This is a genomic window from Arthrobacter sp. zg-Y20, assembly GCF_030142075.1.
Classification (GTDB): Bacteria; Actinomycetota; Actinomycetes; order Actinomycetales; family Micrococcaceae; genus Arthrobacter_B.
The window spans coordinates 1,172,422-1,189,929 of record NZ_CP126241.1; the positions used below are offsets into that span (position 1 = coordinate 1,172,422).

General features: G+C 69.2%; 12 protein-coding genes. 8 read left to right on the forward strand and 4 right to left on the reverse strand.

Going from position 1 to position 17,508, the window contains the following annotated elements; all coding sequences use genetic code 11:
• Positions 1-10 precede the first annotated feature (10 nt).
• The 8 genes from QNO06_RS05690 (at position 11) to QNO06_RS05725 (ending at position 11,011) form a co-directional block, all read left to right on the forward strand.
• Positions 11-988 (forward strand): AAA family ATPase, encoded by a 978-nt coding sequence (locus QNO06_RS05690; RefSeq protein ID WP_227914193.1) that lies wholly within the window; start codon positions 11-13, stop codon positions 986-988.
• 3 nt (positions 989-991) lie between these two features.
• A complete protein-coding gene (locus tag QNO06_RS05695) occupies positions 992-2,350 on the forward strand; it encodes a DUF58 domain-containing protein (protein WP_227914194.1) in 1,359 nt (452 codons plus the stop codon).
• On the forward strand, positions 2,347-4,821 hold the full coding sequence (locus QNO06_RS05700) for a transglutaminase TgpA family protein (RefSeq protein ID WP_227914195.1): 2,475 nt from the start codon (positions 2,347-2,349) through the stop codon (positions 4,819-4,821). The genes QNO06_RS05695 and QNO06_RS05700 overlap by 4 nt, the downstream gene beginning before the upstream one ends.
• Positions 4,822-4,828: 7 nt before the next feature.
• A complete protein-coding gene (locus QNO06_RS05705) occupies positions 4,829-5,740 on the forward strand; it encodes a PP2C family protein-serine/threonine phosphatase (protein ID WP_227914196.1) in 912 nt (303 codons plus the stop codon).
• Between the two features lie 41 nt (positions 5,741-5,781).
• On the forward strand, positions 5,782-7,347 hold the full coding sequence (locus QNO06_RS05710) for an FHA domain-containing protein (RefSeq protein ID WP_284162838.1): 1,566 nt from the start codon (positions 5,782-5,784) through the stop codon (positions 7,345-7,347).
• A complete protein-coding gene (locus QNO06_RS05715; protein WP_227914198.1) occupies positions 7,344-8,942 on the forward strand; it encodes a serine/threonine-protein kinase in 1,599 nt (532 codons plus the stop codon). The genes QNO06_RS05710 and QNO06_RS05715 overlap by 4 nt, the downstream gene beginning before the upstream one ends.
• Before the next feature lie 92 nt (positions 8,943-9,034).
• The gene (locus QNO06_RS05720) at positions 9,035-9,841 is read left to right on the forward strand and encodes an FHA domain-containing protein (protein ID WP_227914199.1); all 807 of its coding nucleotides are present in this window, start codon (positions 9,035-9,037) and stop codon (positions 9,839-9,841) included.
• Positions 9,842-11,011 (forward strand): RDD family protein, encoded by a 1,170-nt coding sequence (locus QNO06_RS05725; protein ID WP_227914200.1) that lies wholly within the window; start codon positions 9,842-9,844, stop codon positions 11,009-11,011.
• Between the two features lie 29 nt (positions 11,012-11,040).
• On the opposite strand, the gene QNO06_RS05730 is transcribed toward QNO06_RS05725, so the two are convergent.
• The 4 genes from QNO06_RS05730 to QNO06_RS05745 are packed head-to-tail and all read right to left on the reverse strand — an operon-like array spanning position 11,041 to position 17,474.
• Positions 11,041-12,066 carry a DUF6177 family protein gene (locus QNO06_RS05730; RefSeq protein WP_227914201.1) on the reverse strand — a complete coding sequence of 342 codons (1,026 nt, stop codon included), beginning with the start codon at positions 12,064-12,066 and terminating at the stop codon, positions 11,041-11,043.
• Entirely contained in the window at positions 12,059-12,484 is a 426-nt protein-coding gene (locus QNO06_RS05735) for a hypothetical protein (RefSeq protein ID WP_227914202.1), read from the reverse strand. Before QNO06_RS05735 ends, QNO06_RS05730 begins: the two co-directional genes overlap by 8 nt.
• Complete coding sequence (gene eccCa, locus QNO06_RS05740; RefSeq protein ID WP_227914203.1) at positions 12,481-16,512, reverse strand: type VII secretion protein EccCa; 4,032 nt, start codon at positions 16,510-16,512, stop codon at positions 12,481-12,483. Before eccCa ends, QNO06_RS05735 begins: the two co-directional genes overlap by 4 nt.
• Positions 16,509-17,474 carry a CpaE/TadZ family protein gene (locus QNO06_RS05745; protein ID WP_227914204.1) on the reverse strand — a complete coding sequence of 322 codons (966 nt, stop codon included), beginning with the start codon at positions 17,472-17,474 and terminating at the stop codon, positions 16,509-16,511. The genes eccCa and QNO06_RS05745 overlap by 4 nt, the downstream gene beginning before the upstream one ends.
• Positions 17,475-17,508: the final 34 nt, after the last annotated feature.

Below are 17,508 nucleotides of genomic sequence, written 5' to 3' on the forward strand. Positions count from 1 at the left end.
TAAGAACAACATGGCAATGACCCAAGAACAGGCAGCATGGTTTGCCGAGACCTTTGAACGCCTCACGGCCAACGTGGGGCAAGCGGTGCTGGGCAAGACCGACGTCGTGCGGCTGGTCCTTACTGCCATGCTGGCCGAGGGGCATGTGCTGCTCGAGGACGCACCGGGTACCGGCAAAACCATGCTGGCCCGGTCCCTGGCAGCGACCGTGCAGGGCTCGAACTCCCGCATCCAGTTCACCCCGGACCTGCTGCCTTCGGACGTCACCGGCATCACCATCTACGACCAGAAAACCCAGCTGTTCGAGTTCCACCGCGGGCCGATCTTCGCCAACATCGTGCTGGCCGACGAGATCAACCGCGCCTCGCCCAAGACCCAGTCCGCGCTGCTGGAAGTCATGGAGGAATCGCGGGTCACGGTGGACGGTGAAACCTACACCCAGGATCGGCCGTTCATGGTCATCGCCACCCAGAACCCGATTGAACAGGCCGGCACCTACCGGCTGCCCGAAGCCCAGCTGGACCGTTTCCTGATCAAGACCTCCATTGGCTACCCGGACCACGAGGCCACGCTGGAACTGCTTTCCGGCTCCTCCACCCGGGACCGGTCACTTGCCCTGACCCCGGTCATCACCACAACGGCCGTGCGCGACATGGCGGAGCTGGGCACCACCGTGCATGTGGAACCCGCAGTGCTGGAATACATTTCCCACCTGGTCTCGGCCACCCGTACGGCTACCGAAACCCGGCTCGGCGTCAGCGTCCGCGGCGCCCTCGCCATGGTCCGGGTGGCGAAAATCCGGGCTGCATCCGAAGGGCGGAACTATGTCCTGCCCGACGACGTAAAGGCACTGGCGCCGGCGGTCTGGACGCACCGTCTGGTCATGGATCCCGAAGCGGAATTTGCCGGAGCCAGCCCCGAGGCAGTCCTGCTGTCCGTGCTGGCCGATGTACCCGCACCCCAGCAGCGTGCAGAGGCGCAGGCCTGATCCATGCCCAACATCACCAAGCGCGGCGCCCGCCGGGGCCGGCGCGCCGCAGTCCAGTTGCGCCGTCGTTTCCAGCGCCTGCGCCGGACCATGCAGCGCTCGGCTTATTGGCGGGCCGCAGCGCCAAGGCTTGCCCCGGCAGCCCGCCGCCTCCGCCCGGTCCTGGCCCGGACCGGAAGCCTCGCAGCAACCGCTTCGGCAGGATTGCGCGCAGGCGCCGCCGCCGTCAGCCCGCTCGGCTGGCTGGCTCTGGGGCTCACTGCCATGTTCTGGCTGCTGGGAGCGGTCTTTGACTGGCAGGAGGCCCTGGTTGCCGCCGTCGGTTCCGCCGTCCTGCTGGTACTGGGAACCGCCTTTGTGGTGGGACGGCTGTCCTACAACGTCGAGCTGGACCTGGCCCGCACCCGGGTTGCCGTGGGCGACGCTGCGGTTGGCAGCCTGAGCATCACCAGCACTGCGGCTCGAACCTTGCTGCCGGTGACCTTTGAACTGCCGGTGGGCAGCGCCACGGCCGCCTTCGAACTGCCGCGCATGCGCCCGGGCCAGACCCATGAAGAACTGTTCAGCATCCCCACCCGCCGCCGCGCGGTCATTGTGGTGGGCCCGGTGGAATCCGTCCGCCAGGACCCGCTGCGGCTGATCGGACGCCGCGTCACCTGGGCGGACCCCGTGGACCTGTATGTGCATCCCCGCACCGTGTCCCTCAGCGGATCCACAACGGGGTTCATCCGCGATCTCGAAGGGGAACCGACCACGGACCTGTCCAGCTCCGACGTCGCCTTCCATGCCCTGCGGGCTTACGTCCCCGGTGACGACCGCCGGCATATCCACTGGAAAACAACGGCCAGGACAGGCGCCCTGATGGTGCGCCAGTTCGAGGAGACCCGGCGCTCCCACGTCGCGGTGGCGCTGTCCCTGAACACCGCCGAATACTCCTCCGAAGATGACCTGGAACTGGCTGTGTCCGTTGCCGGTTCACTGGGGCTGCAGGCATTCCGCGAACAGCTGGCACTATCGGTGCTTTCCCAGGACGGGCCGATCCGGTGCACAGCGCCGGGAACCATGCTCGACGGTCTGACCGAAGCGCAGGGGCAGGAACGGACCCCGGGGATTGTTGATTTGGCCAGGACGACGGCGGACGCAGTTCCCAACGCTTCCGTGGTTTTCCTGGTGACCGGCACCGAACCCAACGGTGCGGCACTGCGGTCCGCGTCCACCAAGGTTCCACCGGGCATCCGCTGCATTGCGCTGCGGTGCGGCGCCGGCCTGGAACCGGCCCTGGCTGCCATTGGTGACCTGGCCGTGCTGGACGTAGGGAACCTCGACGGCCTTCCGGCCGTACTGCGGAAGGCTGTGGCATGAGTGCCGGGCTAACCGGCCCCAGGCCGAACGCCCTGATGCCGCGGCTGGCGGACTGGGCGCTGCTCACCGCCATGCTGTCCCTCGGGGTACTCGGCTTCGGCCCAACCTTCGGATGGGATCCCCGGTTCCTGGTTGCCGGTTTGGGCGGCATCCTGCTCGGGCTTGGACTCGCGGAAACTTCTGCCCGGCTCCGCTGGGGCTTCTGGGCAACCACCGGCGCTGCCGCCGCAGCGTACGTACTGCTGGGGAGTGCCTTTGCGGCTCCCCGGGAAGCACTGGCCGGAATTCTCCCTTCCTTCGCCTCCGTCCGGGTGATCGTGCTGGGCGTGGTGTTCGCCTGGAAGGACCTGCTGACCATTGCTCCGCCGGTTGGCTCAGCCGCCGGGATGCTGGTGGTTCCCTTCCTGCTGGCGTTTGCCTGCGCCCTGGTCTCCGGGCTGCTGGCCTGGCGTGCCAAGCGTCAGTACTGGGTGCTGCTTCCTGTGGTGCTGCTGTTCACGGCTGCGATTGCCCTGGGGACGGATCAGGCCCCGCTGCCGGGAATCCGCGGCGCGCTGCTGATCGGCCTGCTGATGCCCTGGCTGGCCTACCGGCGAGAGCTGCGCCGCGGGACCGTGGAGACCGTTACCCTGCAGAGCCCGGCGCGGACCGGTGCGGCAGCTCCCATGGACGCCTCCCGGCGCAGCCTGCGCGACGGGCCGGAGCAGGTGTCGGGAGCAGCAAGGGCTGCCCGGGCCCGGCGCCTGGGCTTCGGTGCCGCGGTGCTTGCGGTGGCCCTGGGTGCTTCCGTAGGCGTGGCCCCGCTGCTGGACCAGGGGACCGACCGGAAGGTGCTCCGCGACGTCGTCGAGCCTCCCGTTGACCTCTTTGACTATCCCAGCCCGCTCACGGACTTCCGGCGGTACGTCAAGGATGAACCGGATACCACCCTCTTTACCGTGGAAGGCCTGCCCGAAGGCCAGCGGATCCGCCTGGCCGCCCTGGACGCCTACGACGGCGTGGTGTACAGCGTTGATCCGGGCACGGACGGAAACTTCACCCGGGTCGGTGACGCCCGATCCGACCTGGTCCAGGCCGGCGGCGAGGGCACGGAAGCGCACCTCAAGATTACGGTGGGCGAGTACCGCGGGGTCTGGGTGCCGGCCGCGGGCCTGGCAACCGGTTTCAAAGTGAACGGGGAGCGGGCGGCGGAGTTGGCCTCCGGCCTGTACTACAGCGAAACCTCCGGCACGGCGTTGACGGTGGCCCAGCTGCAGCCCGGGGATTCCTACGAAGCCAACGTGCTGCTGCCGGACGAGCCCGACGACGCGCAGCTGGCGCAGTACCGCTTCTCCGGCACACAGCTTCCCCGGGTCTTCAACGACCCGCCCATACTGGGGTCCAAAGCCGCCGATTATGTGGGCGACGAAGCCCGCCCGGTCCAGCGGGTGCGCCGGCTCCAGCAGATCCTGGCGTCGGAGGGTTACTTCAGCAACGGCAAGGAAGGGGAAACACCGTCCCTGCCCGGGCACGGAGCTGCCCGTCTGCAGACCCTGATGGACGCGGACCAGATGGTGGGTGACGACGAGCAGTACGCCGTGACCATGGCCCTGATGGCACGCAAGCTGGGCATTCCGGCGCGTGTGGTGATGGGCTTTTATCCGGACTGGGACGAGGTGGACGATCCGTCCGCACCCTTGGAGATTACCGGCGATGACGTGCACGCATGGGTGGAAGTGGAGTTTGAGCACGTGGGCTGGGTGCCGTTCTTCCCGACCCCCGACGAGGACAACGAGCCCGTCCCCCCGCAGCAGCAGCCCAAGTCCACGCCCAAGCCCCAGGTCCTGCAGCCGCCGCCTCCGCCGCAGGAGCCTGCCGAGCTGCCGCCGGACACCAACGCGGACGCGCAGGAACCCGAGGAGCAGCAGGAGGACTTCTGGGCCACCTTCCGCTACTGGCTGCGTTTGGTTGGGCTGGCTTCGCTGCCGCTCGTCATCCTTTTCGGTCCGCTGCTGCTGATCCTGCTGGTCAAGCTCCGACGGCGCCGGAAGCGGCGCCGTACCGGCCCGCCTTCGCGGCGGGTCGGAGGCGGCTGGAACGAGGTGGTGAGCATGGCAACGGACCTCGGTGCCAAGCCGCCCAGCCGTGCCACCCGGCGCGAACACGCTGCCCTGCTGCAGGACTCGTTCCCGGCGGCAGCCGACTCCACGGTGCTGTTGGCACGCCGTGCCGACGCCGGCATTTTCGGCCCCGGAGAGCCTTCCGAGGAAGAGGTCGAGGAGTACTGGAAGCAGGTGGAGGAACAGCTGGGTGCCATGACCGGTTCGGTAGGGTTCTGGCGGCGGCAGCGGGCAAGATATTCCCCGCGGTCCCTGCTGCTGGATGCCCGGATGCGGACCCGCCGCTTGAGCCCGGGCCGATGGGCGCTGCCGTCGGTTAGGGTATGGAGGAGAACTAGTAAGCCAGATCACTTTAGTGATACTTCCGGATAGGGCGTGAATGAACTCCGACGAAACGACATCCCCGGATACCGATCTGCATGCCGTGTTCGGCTACGCCTCCGACCGCGGACTCCGGCGGGAACTCAATGAGGACTCGCTGATTGCCGCAGATCCCATCTTCGCCATAGCCGACGGCATGGGCGGGCACGAGGCCGGGGAGGTGGCGAGCAGTATCTGTGTCCGCACCCTGGGCGACTCCGAGATAGTGGGCAGGCACCTGCCGGAGGTTTCCGCCGAGCAACTCGAGGCACTGTTGCAGGAGGCCGACCGCCGCATCCGCGAAGCCACCGGCGGACGGGCCGGCACTACGCTGACCGGCGCCGTCCTCGTCCGGGAGGCGGGCAATCCATACTGGCTGGTATTCAACGTGGGGGATTCCCGTACGTACCGGCTCAGCCACGGCGTGCTGGAACAGATCACCGTGGACCACAGCGAAGTCCAGGAACTGGTGGACCTGGGCCAGATCACCGCCGACGAGGCACTGGTCCATCCCCGCCGGCATGTGGTGACCCGCGCCCTGGGCACGGGCAACGACTCAGAGGCCGATTTCTGGTTGATTCCGGTGGAACCGGGAGACCGGCTCATGGTCTGCTCCGACGGCCTGACCGGCGAGGTTGCCGACGGGCACATCCTGCAGATCCTGACATCCGTGAGCAGCCCGCAGGACGCCTGCGCCGCCCTGGTGCAGGCAGCCCTGCGTTCAGGCGGACGGGACAACATCAGCGTTTTGGTCGTGGATGCCGAAGGCGGTCCTGACGTCCACGAATCAGCCGCCATCACGCTGCCGGGAATGGCGATGGAAGAACAGGTCACGTCGCCGCGGCACGCAGCCGGCGCAACGGCCGTCAGCCCCGACGGCGCGGCCCGCGCAGCCGAAGGCGACGCCGAACAGGGAAGGGCCGCAACCTGATGGAGGGGCTCCGCTACCGATCCGGCACCTGGATCTGCTTGGTGCAGGACTCCCTCCTGTGCCTGCTGCCCCCGGATACCGGCGAGGACCGTGTGCAGGAGATCTGGTCCCTGCTCGGCACGAAGCCCGCTTTGGACCGTGTGTTTTCCGCGGTCTCGGGTGGACTGGGCACCAACCTGGCGGACATGCCTGCCTTCGGTGTCCTTTCCCTGGGGGAGCGCCGGCACGTGTTGCTGCGCGGTCCGCTGGAACTGCAGCAGGCCGGTCACAGCGAACCGGCAGCGTCCGGTGAATTCGTCACCACGTGGAGTGAACGTGTCCTCAGCGGGCCCGGTCGATTCACCATGCGCGTCACTGCTCCCGCCGTCGCTGGAGCGCCGGGGGCAGGTATGCTGCTGCCCTTGGAAAGCGGGATAGCACTGGTCTCGGTGCTTGAGTTCGATTCAACGCAGGATGCCGGCCCCCGGGCCGGTGCTCCCGCCCGGAGCCTGCCCGGAGCAGGGGAACCCGGCGAAACGGCGCCTGTTGAGGCAGCGCCTGTCGTTGTGGCGGCTCCGCCTGCTGCAACTGAGCCTGTCGCTGTGGCGGCTGCGCCCGTTCCGCCGGACCCGGCGGTTTCGGCGGGGCATGCCCCCGACGCGGACGTCCGTGAGCCCGGCCGTCACCGGGAAGCTCCGCGGACCCCGGAAGCTGCAGAGGCGGAGAACCCTGACCTCGGACTGACCGTCCGCCCGCCCGAGGAGACCGAGGCGCCGGCGGAAACGGTGGACCCCCGGGACACCCTGCAGCCGACCGCCTCCCTGCAGTCGACCGCCTCCCTGCAGACGGCCGCCTCGGCGTCGCCGGCCGGGCAGCTCATCGATTCCGTGCCCTGGCTCCGCAACGGCGCTGCCGCAGCCGCGCCGGCAGCGCCCAAACCGGCCCCCGCTCCTGCACCGCCGGCCCCTGCCCCCGTCCCTGCACCGCCGGCCCCTGCCCCCGTCCCTACACCGCCGGCCCCTGCCCCCGTCCCTGCACCCCCGGCCGCCACCGGCCTGGACGTACTGGACCTGGACGACGCCGACCTGGACCACGACGGCGACACGATCATGAGCAGCGACCTCGCCAAGGTTTTGCCTCCGCCGGCGCCGGACAGCCGCCCGAACACGGCTCCCACGGTGCTGGCCCGCACCTGCCCCTCCGGGCACGCCAACCCTCCCACCCGGTCTGTATGCGTCCTTTGCGGCCAGCCGCTTGGCGAGGACCCGCAGCCGCTGCCCCGTCCGTCCCTGGGCACGGCAGTGTTTTCCACCGGGCAGGTGGAACCGCTGGACAAGAACATGGTGATTGGCCGGCAGCCTTCAGTGGCCCGTACTCCGGGATCGGTGATGCCGCGCATGGTGCAGGTGCCCAGCAGCGGCGGCGACATTTCACGCTCCCATGCCGAGATCCGCCTGGAAGGCTGGCACGTTATGCTGCGTGACCTGAACTCCACCAACGGGACCGTCATGGTCCGTGAGGGCCAGCTGCCGCACCGGCTAGGCCAGAGCGAGGCCGTGATTGTGCTCGACGGTGACGTGGCGGAGCTCGGCGACGGCGTCTGGGTGCGGTTCGAGGGCCTGGCGTGAACAAAAAGCGGGCTCCCGCACCACCTCCGGAAATTTCCGGCTACCGCTACCTCCGGCATCTCGGTTCGGGCGGCTTTGCCGATGTATACCTTTATGAGCAGGACCATCCCCGGCGCCGGGTTGCCGTGAAGGTACTGCTTTCGGACCTGCGGACGGACAGTGCCAGACGCAGCTTCGAAGCCGAAGCGAACCTCATGGCACAGCTGTCCTCCCACCCCTACATCGTCACCATCTACGAAGCGGACATCACCGACGACGGCCATTCCTACCTGGCCATGGAGTACTGCTCCCGGCCGAGCCTGGATATCCGCTACCGCCAGGGCGGACTGCCGGTGGCGGAGGTACTGACGCTGGGGATCCAGGTGGCTTCCGCCGTGGAAACCGCCCACCGCGCCGGCATTGCCCACCGCGACATTAAACCGGCCAATATCCTCACCACGGACTACAACCGCCCCGCGCTGACGGATTTCGGTATTTCCGGGACCACCGAAGGGGCAGAGGACGAGGACCTGGGCCTGTCCATTCCCTGGTCGCCGCCCGAAGCGTTGGCCGGCGGGCGGGCGGACGGCATCCGGGTGGACGTGTGGGCGCTGGGAGCAACCCTCTACACCCTGCTGGCGGCCCGGTCCCCGTTTGTGGTGCCGGGCCTTGGCAATACCCAGCGGGAGTTGATCGACCGGATCAACAGCCAGCCGCTGCGCCCCACCGGCAGGGCCGACGTCCCGGAATCGCTGGAACTTGCCCTGGCCACGGCCATGGCCAAGGCTCCGGAGTCCCGGTTTTCCTCGGCCTATGCCTTCGGGTTGGCGCTGCAGCGGATCCAAAGCGAACTGAACCTCGCCAACACGCCGTTCGAAGTGCTGGCCGAGCCCGATCAGGCAGAAGAGAGCGGGGAAGAAGAGGACCGCACACGCATCCGCCGTGTGGTCTCGATTGACCCCGGCACTACCGCCCCGCCCCGGCGTGCCCCGCTGCAGCGCCCGTCCGTGCGCGAGCGGCAGGCACCGCAGCCGCCTTCGGTACCGGTCCCGGGGACAAATTCGGGCGGGCCGGCACCGCGGCAGCCGGCGGCCCACCATCCTTCAGTCACTGAGGGAACCGTGCTGCGTTCAGACTTGGCTGGAGCCAACGGTGAGGCAGCACACCCGGTTGCCCTGCAATGGCCCGAGGCTCCTCCGCGGCGCAGGAGCAAGGTCCTGCGCATCACAGCGGTGGCAGCAGCGGCTGCAGCCGTCGGCATTGTGGCTGCTGCCCTGCTCCTGCCGGGTGCGGAACCGAAAAGCGCGCTGCCTACACCGTCGGAGTCGGCCCGGGACGCGCTGGCCGGAAGCGAGGGCACGGTATTGCCGCCGGAATCGCTGACGGCGTCGGTCACCGGGGACGCGGTCGTGTTCGGATGGGAGAACCCGGCACCGCAGGACGGCGATATTTACCTCTGGCGGACGGTCAGCGCCACGGCTAAGGGAGACCTGGTGCGCACCTCCGAGGCGCAGGCCAAGGTGCCAGCGGCGGGGCCGCAAACCTGCATCGAGGTGCAGGTGGCACGGAGCAACGGGAAGTCTTCCGCTCCGGTGGCCTTCTGCGCGCCGCAGTGAGTATGGGGTGTGCAGGCATGGACAATGAGGGGCGGAACGGAACCATGGGGGAACCGTCCGGGCAGCCGGGCAACCGGATGAGGGGGAAAAGCATGGGGGAGCTTGGCATAGAGTACTGCGGCGAATGGTACGAGCCGGACGAAGGCGGAACGTTCAGCATTGGCCGGGAGGGCGACCTCGCCATTGACGACAACCCCTACCTGCACCGCAAGTTCCTCAGCGTTGCCAAGGACAATGGGATCTGGTGGCTCACCAACATCGGAAGCCGGATTTCTGCCACCATCGCTGATTCCGGCGGAGGCATGCAGGCGTGGCTGGCTCCCGGCGCCAGGATGCCGGTGGTCTTCGAACAGACACGGGTCATTTTCAGTGCCGGCTCCACCACCTACGAGTTTGACGTACACCTCAAGACACCCACGTTCCGGCAGGATCCGCTCAGCGTCGGCGACGGCGGGGAAACCACCATTGGCCCGGTGCTGTTCACCGAGACCCAGAAAGCGGTGATGGTCGCCCTGGCAGAGCCGTTGCTGCGGCGCGACGGCACCGGCTACAGTGCCCTGCCCACCTCTGCCGAAGCGGCCCGCCGTCTTGGCTGGTCGCAAACCCGGTTCAACCGGAAACTGGACAATGTGTGCGACAAACTGGCCCGCGTAGGCGTGGCGGGACTGCGCGGAGAGGAAGGCAAACCGGCGTCGAACCGCCGTGCCCGCCTCGTGGAACACGCAGTGACTTCACAGCTGGTGACCTCGGCAGACCTGCCGTTGCTGGACCAGCTCGCCGAGCGGCCGGAACCGGCGACGGGGCGGCAGTCCCCGGTGCGCGCTGCAGCAGGTCCAGTCCCCGGGGCGGTTTCCCCGGTGAGCCGAACAGCGGCCCGCGGAATGACAAGGAACAGCTAGATGTCTCCAAGCCCGAATCTCGTCAACGCCACAGCAGCACAACGGCTGGGAGCGAAAATCCTCGACGCACTGCCGGTTGCCGCTTTGCTGGCGGCAGCTCCGCTGCTGTTGTCACTGGCCATGCCCGGCCGTGACGCCCTGCCCGTAGGTTTCGCCGCCGGAGGAGCACTCGCGGGCGGCTTTGCCCTCTGGCTGTGGATCTGGGAAGCAGGAACCGGGAAGACCCCCGGAAACCTGGCAATGGGCATCCGGACCACCAGTGAAGACGGGCGGGCCCCCGGCCTGATACCCGTCCTCTTGCGCAACGTGCTCCTGGCCCTGTCAGGTATCACCGTGGCCGGCCCCGTGGTGCTGCTCCTCTCCAACCTCTGGGACCGGAACAGCCAGCGGCAGGGATGGCACGACAAAGTGGCCCGGACCCTGGTGGTGGACGTCCGGGCAGGCCGGGATCCGCTGCTGACCGGCGGGCTCCATACAGCCGCCGGGGCGGGGCGGACCAGTCCGGCCGGTTCCCTTGTGCCGGCCGGTCCGCTTGCACCCACCGCTGTCCCGGGGCTGGGCCCGTTGACGTCCGTTCCCGGTTTCCCCGCCGCCGCACAGCCGGCCCAAGGCCGGCACCAGGGTCCCGCACCCCAGTTCCAGGCTGCCCCTGTCGCGGCGCCGCAGTACCAGGCGCCCGCGGCCCAGGCCGTCCAGGCACCCCCGGCCGCACAGAGCATGCCGTTCCAGTCGGTACCCGTGCCGGCGTCAGCACCGACACCCGCGCCGGTACCCGCCCCGCCGGGAGTGCACCCGGACGAGGAACTGGAAATGACCCGGGTGGCCCGTCGCCGCCGTTCCGCCGGCATCAGGATCCGCTTTGATGACGGCAACTCCTCGGTCATCACGGGCACCGCCCTGCTGGGCCGCAATCCGGGCCCCAAGCCGCAGGAGACAGCGGATCAACTGCTTGACTTTGCCGATATGGGCCGTTCAGTATCCAAGACGCATCTGCATCTGCAGGCCGACCCGAACGGCATCTGGGTGACTGACCGCAACTCAACTAACGGAAGCGCCGTCGTAACCGTCCAGGGGCTGCGCGAGGAACTCGAACCGGGCCGTCCGGTCCTGGCCCCGCCCGGCAGCACGGTCTTTTTCGGCGACCGCAGCTTCACGGTCGCTCCGGTCTAGTTACCGGCACGGGCTTTACCGGTGGGGTGTTACCGGCCCGGCACAGCGCCGGGCTCACCGGCGCCCAGTGCAGCGGCGAGCACGGCGTAGGCCTCCACGGGATGGACACGCCCGGCAAGCGGTTCGGCGGGGTATTCCACCACCAGGGACTGCAGGGGCGCTCCGCCGGTGAGCCGCGACCCCTCTCCGGCAGCAGCCAGTGCCCGCTCGGGCCCGACGCCGGCCAGCGCCTCCGGGCCGAAAAGTGCGCAGCGCGGCACCACCAGGCCGGTGAAGCGCGCCGGCCGGTTCAGGTTGTGATAGCCGATGCCCTGGCCCAGGACCGCGGTGCGGGCGCGGGCCCGGTGGGCGCCGTCCGCGAAACGTTGCACCTGCTCCGGGCTGAGCGGATCCGGGCTGGCGGCCAGGAGCTCAATGCTTTCCAGGACCCCCCGTGAAGTCCGCTCCACGGTCATCACGCCGATGGAGCCGGCCGAAGCACGGCCGTTGGCCTCCTGCCTCACGGCGGAGCCCACCACCTCGAGCCGGGTGGCGTTGGGGGAGCGGTCATAACAGAACGCCGAGGCCGCGTCCACGTTCCACGGCTCGCTGACCGGTTCGCAGACGCCCCAGCCGCGCGGCGGCAGGCCGGTTACGGCGGCGAAAATCTGCTCGGTGAAGCTGCCGGCCCGGGTCCGGTAGGACGCCGGATGCAGGGTGGCGGCACGAACGTGTACGTAGCCTGTCTGGTTCGGCTCCACGGCCAGGAATTCCTCCGCCAGGGAATCCTTCGGAGTGAGGGAAACATCGGACCAGTCATATTCGCGTCCGGTCATCCCGTTATAGAGGGAACCCCCGGAGCCGGTTACCAGCCACTGGCCGCCTCCGGTGCCCAGCAGCTCGGCGAGCGGCAGGGTGATCCGGGTACTGCCGGGGGTAAGCAGCACAAAGTCCAGGCCTGCCGCAGCGGCGGCAGTGTGGGCGCGCAGCACCCAGGGGGTCAGGGCGGCCACGGGCTTGTCCTGGAACAGGACGGCGCTGGAACCAAGCACCAGGTCGAAGCTGGCCTCAGACATTGTCGGCGTCCGTAAAGGGGGCTATGACGACGCCGCAGCACAGGCCGGCCAGGACATGGCTGAACCGGTCGGCGAGTTCATCCGTGGCGGGCTCCCCGCCCATGGCATGGATCTCCTGCCACCACAGGGGGTCATCCGGGTGCCCGTTGCCCCCCGGTGCGAAGAGGGCAGGCACTGCCGCTCCGGCCGGGGCGCTGACGGGTGCACCGGTCAGCAGCCGCAGGGCTTCCTCAGGTACCCGGACCAGGCGGGGCAGCTCCAGGGCAAGCAGGACCGTTCCGTCGTCGTCGAGTACCGCAAGCACATTGCTGTCCGCCCCCTGCCGGAGGGTGAGGTGGGGCATGGTCGCCACGAGCGAATCCACCACCCGCTGCTGCGTGGGTTCCTCCACCCCCAGAACCGTCCAGTCCCGGCTCACCGGGGCACTCCTGCCGACGGTGCTCCCGCGGCCAGGGCCTCGTCGGCGGTTTCGTTCCAGAACAGCTGCAGGGTTTGCACCGGCCGTCCGGGCTGGACCAACTGGGCCCGTCCCGGCGGCAGTGCCCGGGCACGGACACCGTTGATCAACGTCCCTTCACCACGGTCACCGGACAGGATGAGGGCCGCGGCACCGGAATCCCGCAGTGCGGTGAAGAAGGACTCGTACATGCCCCGGCTGGCGCCGCGCACGCGCCGGGACAGTATCCCGTGCAGTCCGATCTCCGGCGCCAGCGGGAGGAAGGGCGTCAGCCTGGCAAGCGGGGAGGAGCCGCCGGCAGTAAGCACGTCATAGTCATCGATCACCAGGACCACCCGGGGGAGGGCTGCCACTTCCTCCGGGGTGGCGTTGACGCGCTTCTGCAGTTCGCCGGCCACGGCAGAGGCCAACTGCTCGGCCAGGGCGGCGCTGGTCGCATAGCCGCCCAGGTAGGCGTCGGGGACCTCGTCGGCCAGGGTGCGGCGCGGGTCGAAGACGGCAAAGACAATGTCGTCGGCGTCGTGCTGGGCCACCATGCGCCGGATCACCGAGCGCATCACGTTGGTCTTGCCGGCGCCGTCGTCGCCCATCACCACGAGGTGACGTTCCTTGCTGTGCAGGTCCAGCAGTTCGGTGCCGAGGTCGGTTTCGCGTTGCCCCAGCGGCACCGTGGCAGGCGCTGCGGGGGTGGGCGCGACGTCGGCGTCCACCACGGCTGGGAGCACGCGTACCTGCATGGCGCGCTCGTCGGTGGACGCGGAGACCGCTTCCACCAGATCGCGCATACCGCCTACGGCGGTGTCCTGGTCAGGGTTGGAATCGATACGGGGCAGGGCGAAGTGGCCCTGCAGCTTGCGGTCGGTCATGGACCGCCCGGGGGTGCCCGGGCTCACCGACTCCGCCAGCTTTCGGCCGTGGGCGGATTCCCCGGGATCGGACAGACGAAGTTCCACCCGGTTGCCGAAGAAGCTCTGCTGGGCAATCCGGATTTCATTCATCCGGGAGCAGGTCACCACCACGTGGATGCCGTATCCGCCGCCGCGGCCGATCAGGGCGTGCACGGACTTCTCGATTTCCTCGAACTCGTCGGAGAGCTGCCCGTAGCCGTCCAGCACCATCACTATGTCGGCGCTGGGCAGTTCGGGGATGCTGCCCTGGGCGCAGAGCCGGCGCAGGGTGGGCAGCGAATCGATTTGGTACTTCTCGAAAATCCGTTCGCGCTGCGAGAGCATGGCCAGGATTTCATCGACCGTGCGGCGGACCACCTCCCGGTTGGTGCGCACGGCCACGCCGCCCACGTGGGGCAGGCCTTCCAGCGGAACCAGTCCGCTGCCGAGCAGGTCCACGGCGTAGATGCCCACCTCGGCGGGGCTGTGGGTCAGGGACAGGCTCGCCACGATGGTGCGCAGCGCGGTGCTTTTACCGGTCTGCGGCCCGCCGACAATGGCGGCGTTCCCGCCGTTGGCCGTGAGGTCCAGTTCCCAGATGCCCTGCCACTGCTTGGCGGGGTCATCCAGCAGGCCTACGGGGATTTTCAGCCCGCCGCCGGTGGCCAGCCGGATGCCCTGGCTCGTGACGTCCAGGCCGCCGGCGGCTGTATCCAGGGCAATGCCGCCGGGCAGCGGGGGAAGCCAGATGGGAGCGACGGCGCGCGGGAACTTGGCCAGCGTGTCCATCAGGGTGGAGAGCACGGTGGGGCCGGTGGTCCGCTTGGACCCGGAGGTGGACGCCGGTTTGCCCGCGTCGGTCCGGGCGGCGGCCGCGTCCTGGAGCGTGGCCGCGTAGCGCGGCACCTGCAGAACGGCCGGCTGCCCGGCGTCGTTGGTCTGCGGCTCGTCTTCTTCGTCTTCCATTTCCAGGGGCCCGGAAACGTAACCGGCCTTGAACCGGGTGTAAGTGGTGGTGTCCACCTTCAGGTAGCCGAAACCGGGCACCGGCGGCAGGTGGAACGCGTCGGGGGTGTCCAAGACCGTCCGGGATTCCGCCTCGGACAGCGTGCGCAGGCCGATGCGGTAGGACAGGTAGGTGTCCAGGCCGCGCAGCTTGCCGCCTTCGATCCGCTGGCTGGAGAGCAGCAGGTGGACGCCGATGGACCGGCCGATCCGGCCGATGGACAGGAACAGCTCGATGAAGTCAGGGCGGGCGGTGAGCAGTTCACCGAACTCATCGATGATCACCACCAGGTGGGGCAGCGGGGCGAGGTCCTTGCCCTGGGCCAGCAGTTCCTGCCGGTGCAGCTGGTAGTCGGTGATGTTGGCCAGGTTGCCGGCGTCCTTGAGGACTTCCTGGCGGCGCTGGATTTCACCGGACAGGCTGGCGTAGACCCGCTCGATCAGGCTGACGTCGTCCGAGAGGTTGGTGATGACACCGGTGACCTGGGGGGCGTTGGCGAAGGGGGCGAAGGTGGCGCCGCCCTTGTAGTCCACCAGCACCATGGCCAGCACTTCGGGGGAATGGGTGGCCAGCAGGCCAACCACCAGGCTGCGCAGCATTTCCGATTTTCCGGAACCGGTGGCGCCCACGCACAGGCCGTGCGGGCCGTGGCCGAACTGTGCGGATTCCTTCAGGTCCAGCAGGGCCGGGCGGCCGCGGTCATCGGGACCGAGCGGAACCCGCAGGAAGTCCACCTCGCCGCGCGGCTTCCACAGCCGGCGGATGTCGGCTTCGTCCAGCCGCGGGGACAGGCCGAGCATTTCCAGGAAGCCTTCGGAGCTTTCGGAGGAATCGTGTTCCAGGGAGTCGGGCGAGAGCCGCAGCGGGGCGAGGGTGCGGGCCAGTGCGTCGGCCAGCGGGACCGGAAGCAGGTCCAGGGTGCCGGTCTCGATCACGGGCTCCACGGGATCGGCGCGGAAGTTTTCCACCCGGAACCCCTCGCCCTCTTCGCTGATGCGGATGGCTACCTCGCCGGGCTCTTCCCGGCGTTCCCGGACCAGGAACAGCGTGGTGATGCCCAGCGCGCCGGGAGCGGCCTGCTTGTCCGGGACGGCCAGTTCCACCGGCAGCTCGCCGTAGGAGTCGGCCACCACCAGCAGGCGGGGCAGGGCGGTGCCGACGCCGCCGCGCAGGAAGTTCTTCCGCGATTCGGCGGCCAGCGTGGACCGTCCGTGCAGGTCCGCTGCGAGCAGGTCGGAGAGCGTGTCCATGGACGGCGCGAGGCGGCGCACCGGACCCGTGCGGTGCGCGGCTTTTTGGTCCGCCAGGTGCGGCAGCCAGGTGGCCCATTCCCAGTTGTCCCGTTCGGCGTCGGGCACGGCCAGCGCCACGTGCAGGTCTTCCGGGGAGTGGAACGCCGCACCCTGCACCAGCAGCAGCCGGGCTACGCGCAGCACGAATTCCCGCGAGCCCACAATGCTGACGTTCCCGGCGCAGTCCAGCGGCACGGTCAGGGGAAGATCGGGGCTGGATTCATACCGCCGCTTGAGGATTTCCACCTCGGTGGTCATGAAGGTGTCACCCTGGGCCACCGCGGAACCGGAGTTCGTGATCTGCACTTCACGGTTCTGGCGGGGTCCGGTGCCGATGCGTACATCGAGGAAGTCTTCGTTGTGGCGGCGCCGTTCCCACAGCCGCCTCGTGTTGCGGACAATGTCGAACAGGGCTTCCGGTGGCGGGCTGGCCACCCGGGCCACCTTCGCGGCGGCGTGTTCCTCGGTCCGCAGGGTGGCGCGGCAGCGCTCCAGGTATTCGAGGTAGTTTTCCCGCTGGTCCTTGCGCTGGCGGCCCTGCTTGCCCCGCTGGCTGACCATCATGATCACGGACGCCAGAATGGTCACGATCATCATCAGGGCGCCGACGGCGGCCAGGGGCGAGCCGCGGAAGAGCATCATCACGGTCATGGACACGCCGGCGCCGAGCAGCGGCACCAGCGACATCATGTTCATGCCGCCCTTGCCCTGTTCCATCTGCGGCGGGGCGTCCATGGTGAACGGTTCCAGCCCGCGGGCCGGCGCGGTGGTGCGTGCCGGCCGGTGGATTACCCGGGTGCTCATGCCGATGCCCTTGCCAGGACTCCGGCGGCGAGGCCGGCGGCCTCCAGCCGGGTGCGGCGGGCCAGCAGCCCCAGACTGATCTCCACTCCTGCCGCCAGGTGCCGGTCATACCCCAGGCCGACGGCGTCGATCCCGGCCCGGGCGAGCCGGCGCGCTTCGACGTCTGCCCGGAACGGCCCGTCGGGCAGCGTCTGCACCACCACCACCAGCAGCGGCTTGGCGGCCAGCGCCGGGTCGCGGCGCCAAGCGGCGGCATAGGATGCAGCGTCTTCGAGCCCGGCCACCGAGGCGGGGGTGGCGAAAACGGCCAGGTGTGACTGGCCGAGGGCCCAGCGCGTGGCTGGCAGGTCCGGCCCGGTGCCGCAGTCCAGCACGGTGATGGGGCAGTACCGGGAGACGGCCAGCAGGAGTGCGCTGGCGGCGCCGTCGCCGGCAGGACGGGGAAGGGTGCCCCGCCGGCCGGTCACCAGGAGGTTGCCGGGGCCGGCCTGGGTCAGCAGGGCGGCCAGATCGGACAGTGAGGAGGGCTGGCGGCGGGCGAGCTGCTCCGCTGCGGCATCCAGCGACGGCGCGTCGGGCGCCCCGGTGCGCAGCGCCAGCGTTCCGCCGGCCGGAGCGTTGTCCAGGACCGTGACGGCGTCGGTGCGCATGGAGGCGTACACGGCGCCCAGTAGGGCGGCCACCGTGGTTTTCCCGGCGCCGCCGCGCGAACCGATGACGGCTATCCGGCGGCCCGTGGACACCGGCACCTGGGCGCCGGCGGCTGCCTCCGCCAGCCGGCGGGGATAGTCGTCCCCGCGGAAGAGGTTTCCGGCGGTGCCCAGGGCGCGGCGGACCGGCCCTTCGGCAGGCCGGGTCTTCAAAGTGCGGCGCAGGCGCTGCGGCGTGGACTCGAAGCCGTCAGCGGTGGCGATGCCCGGGGCTCCGTAGGCGGCGGGAGCGGCGTTTGGCGGTTGGGTCATGACAGGTGTCCTCCACCGGCAGCAGCTGCCGGAT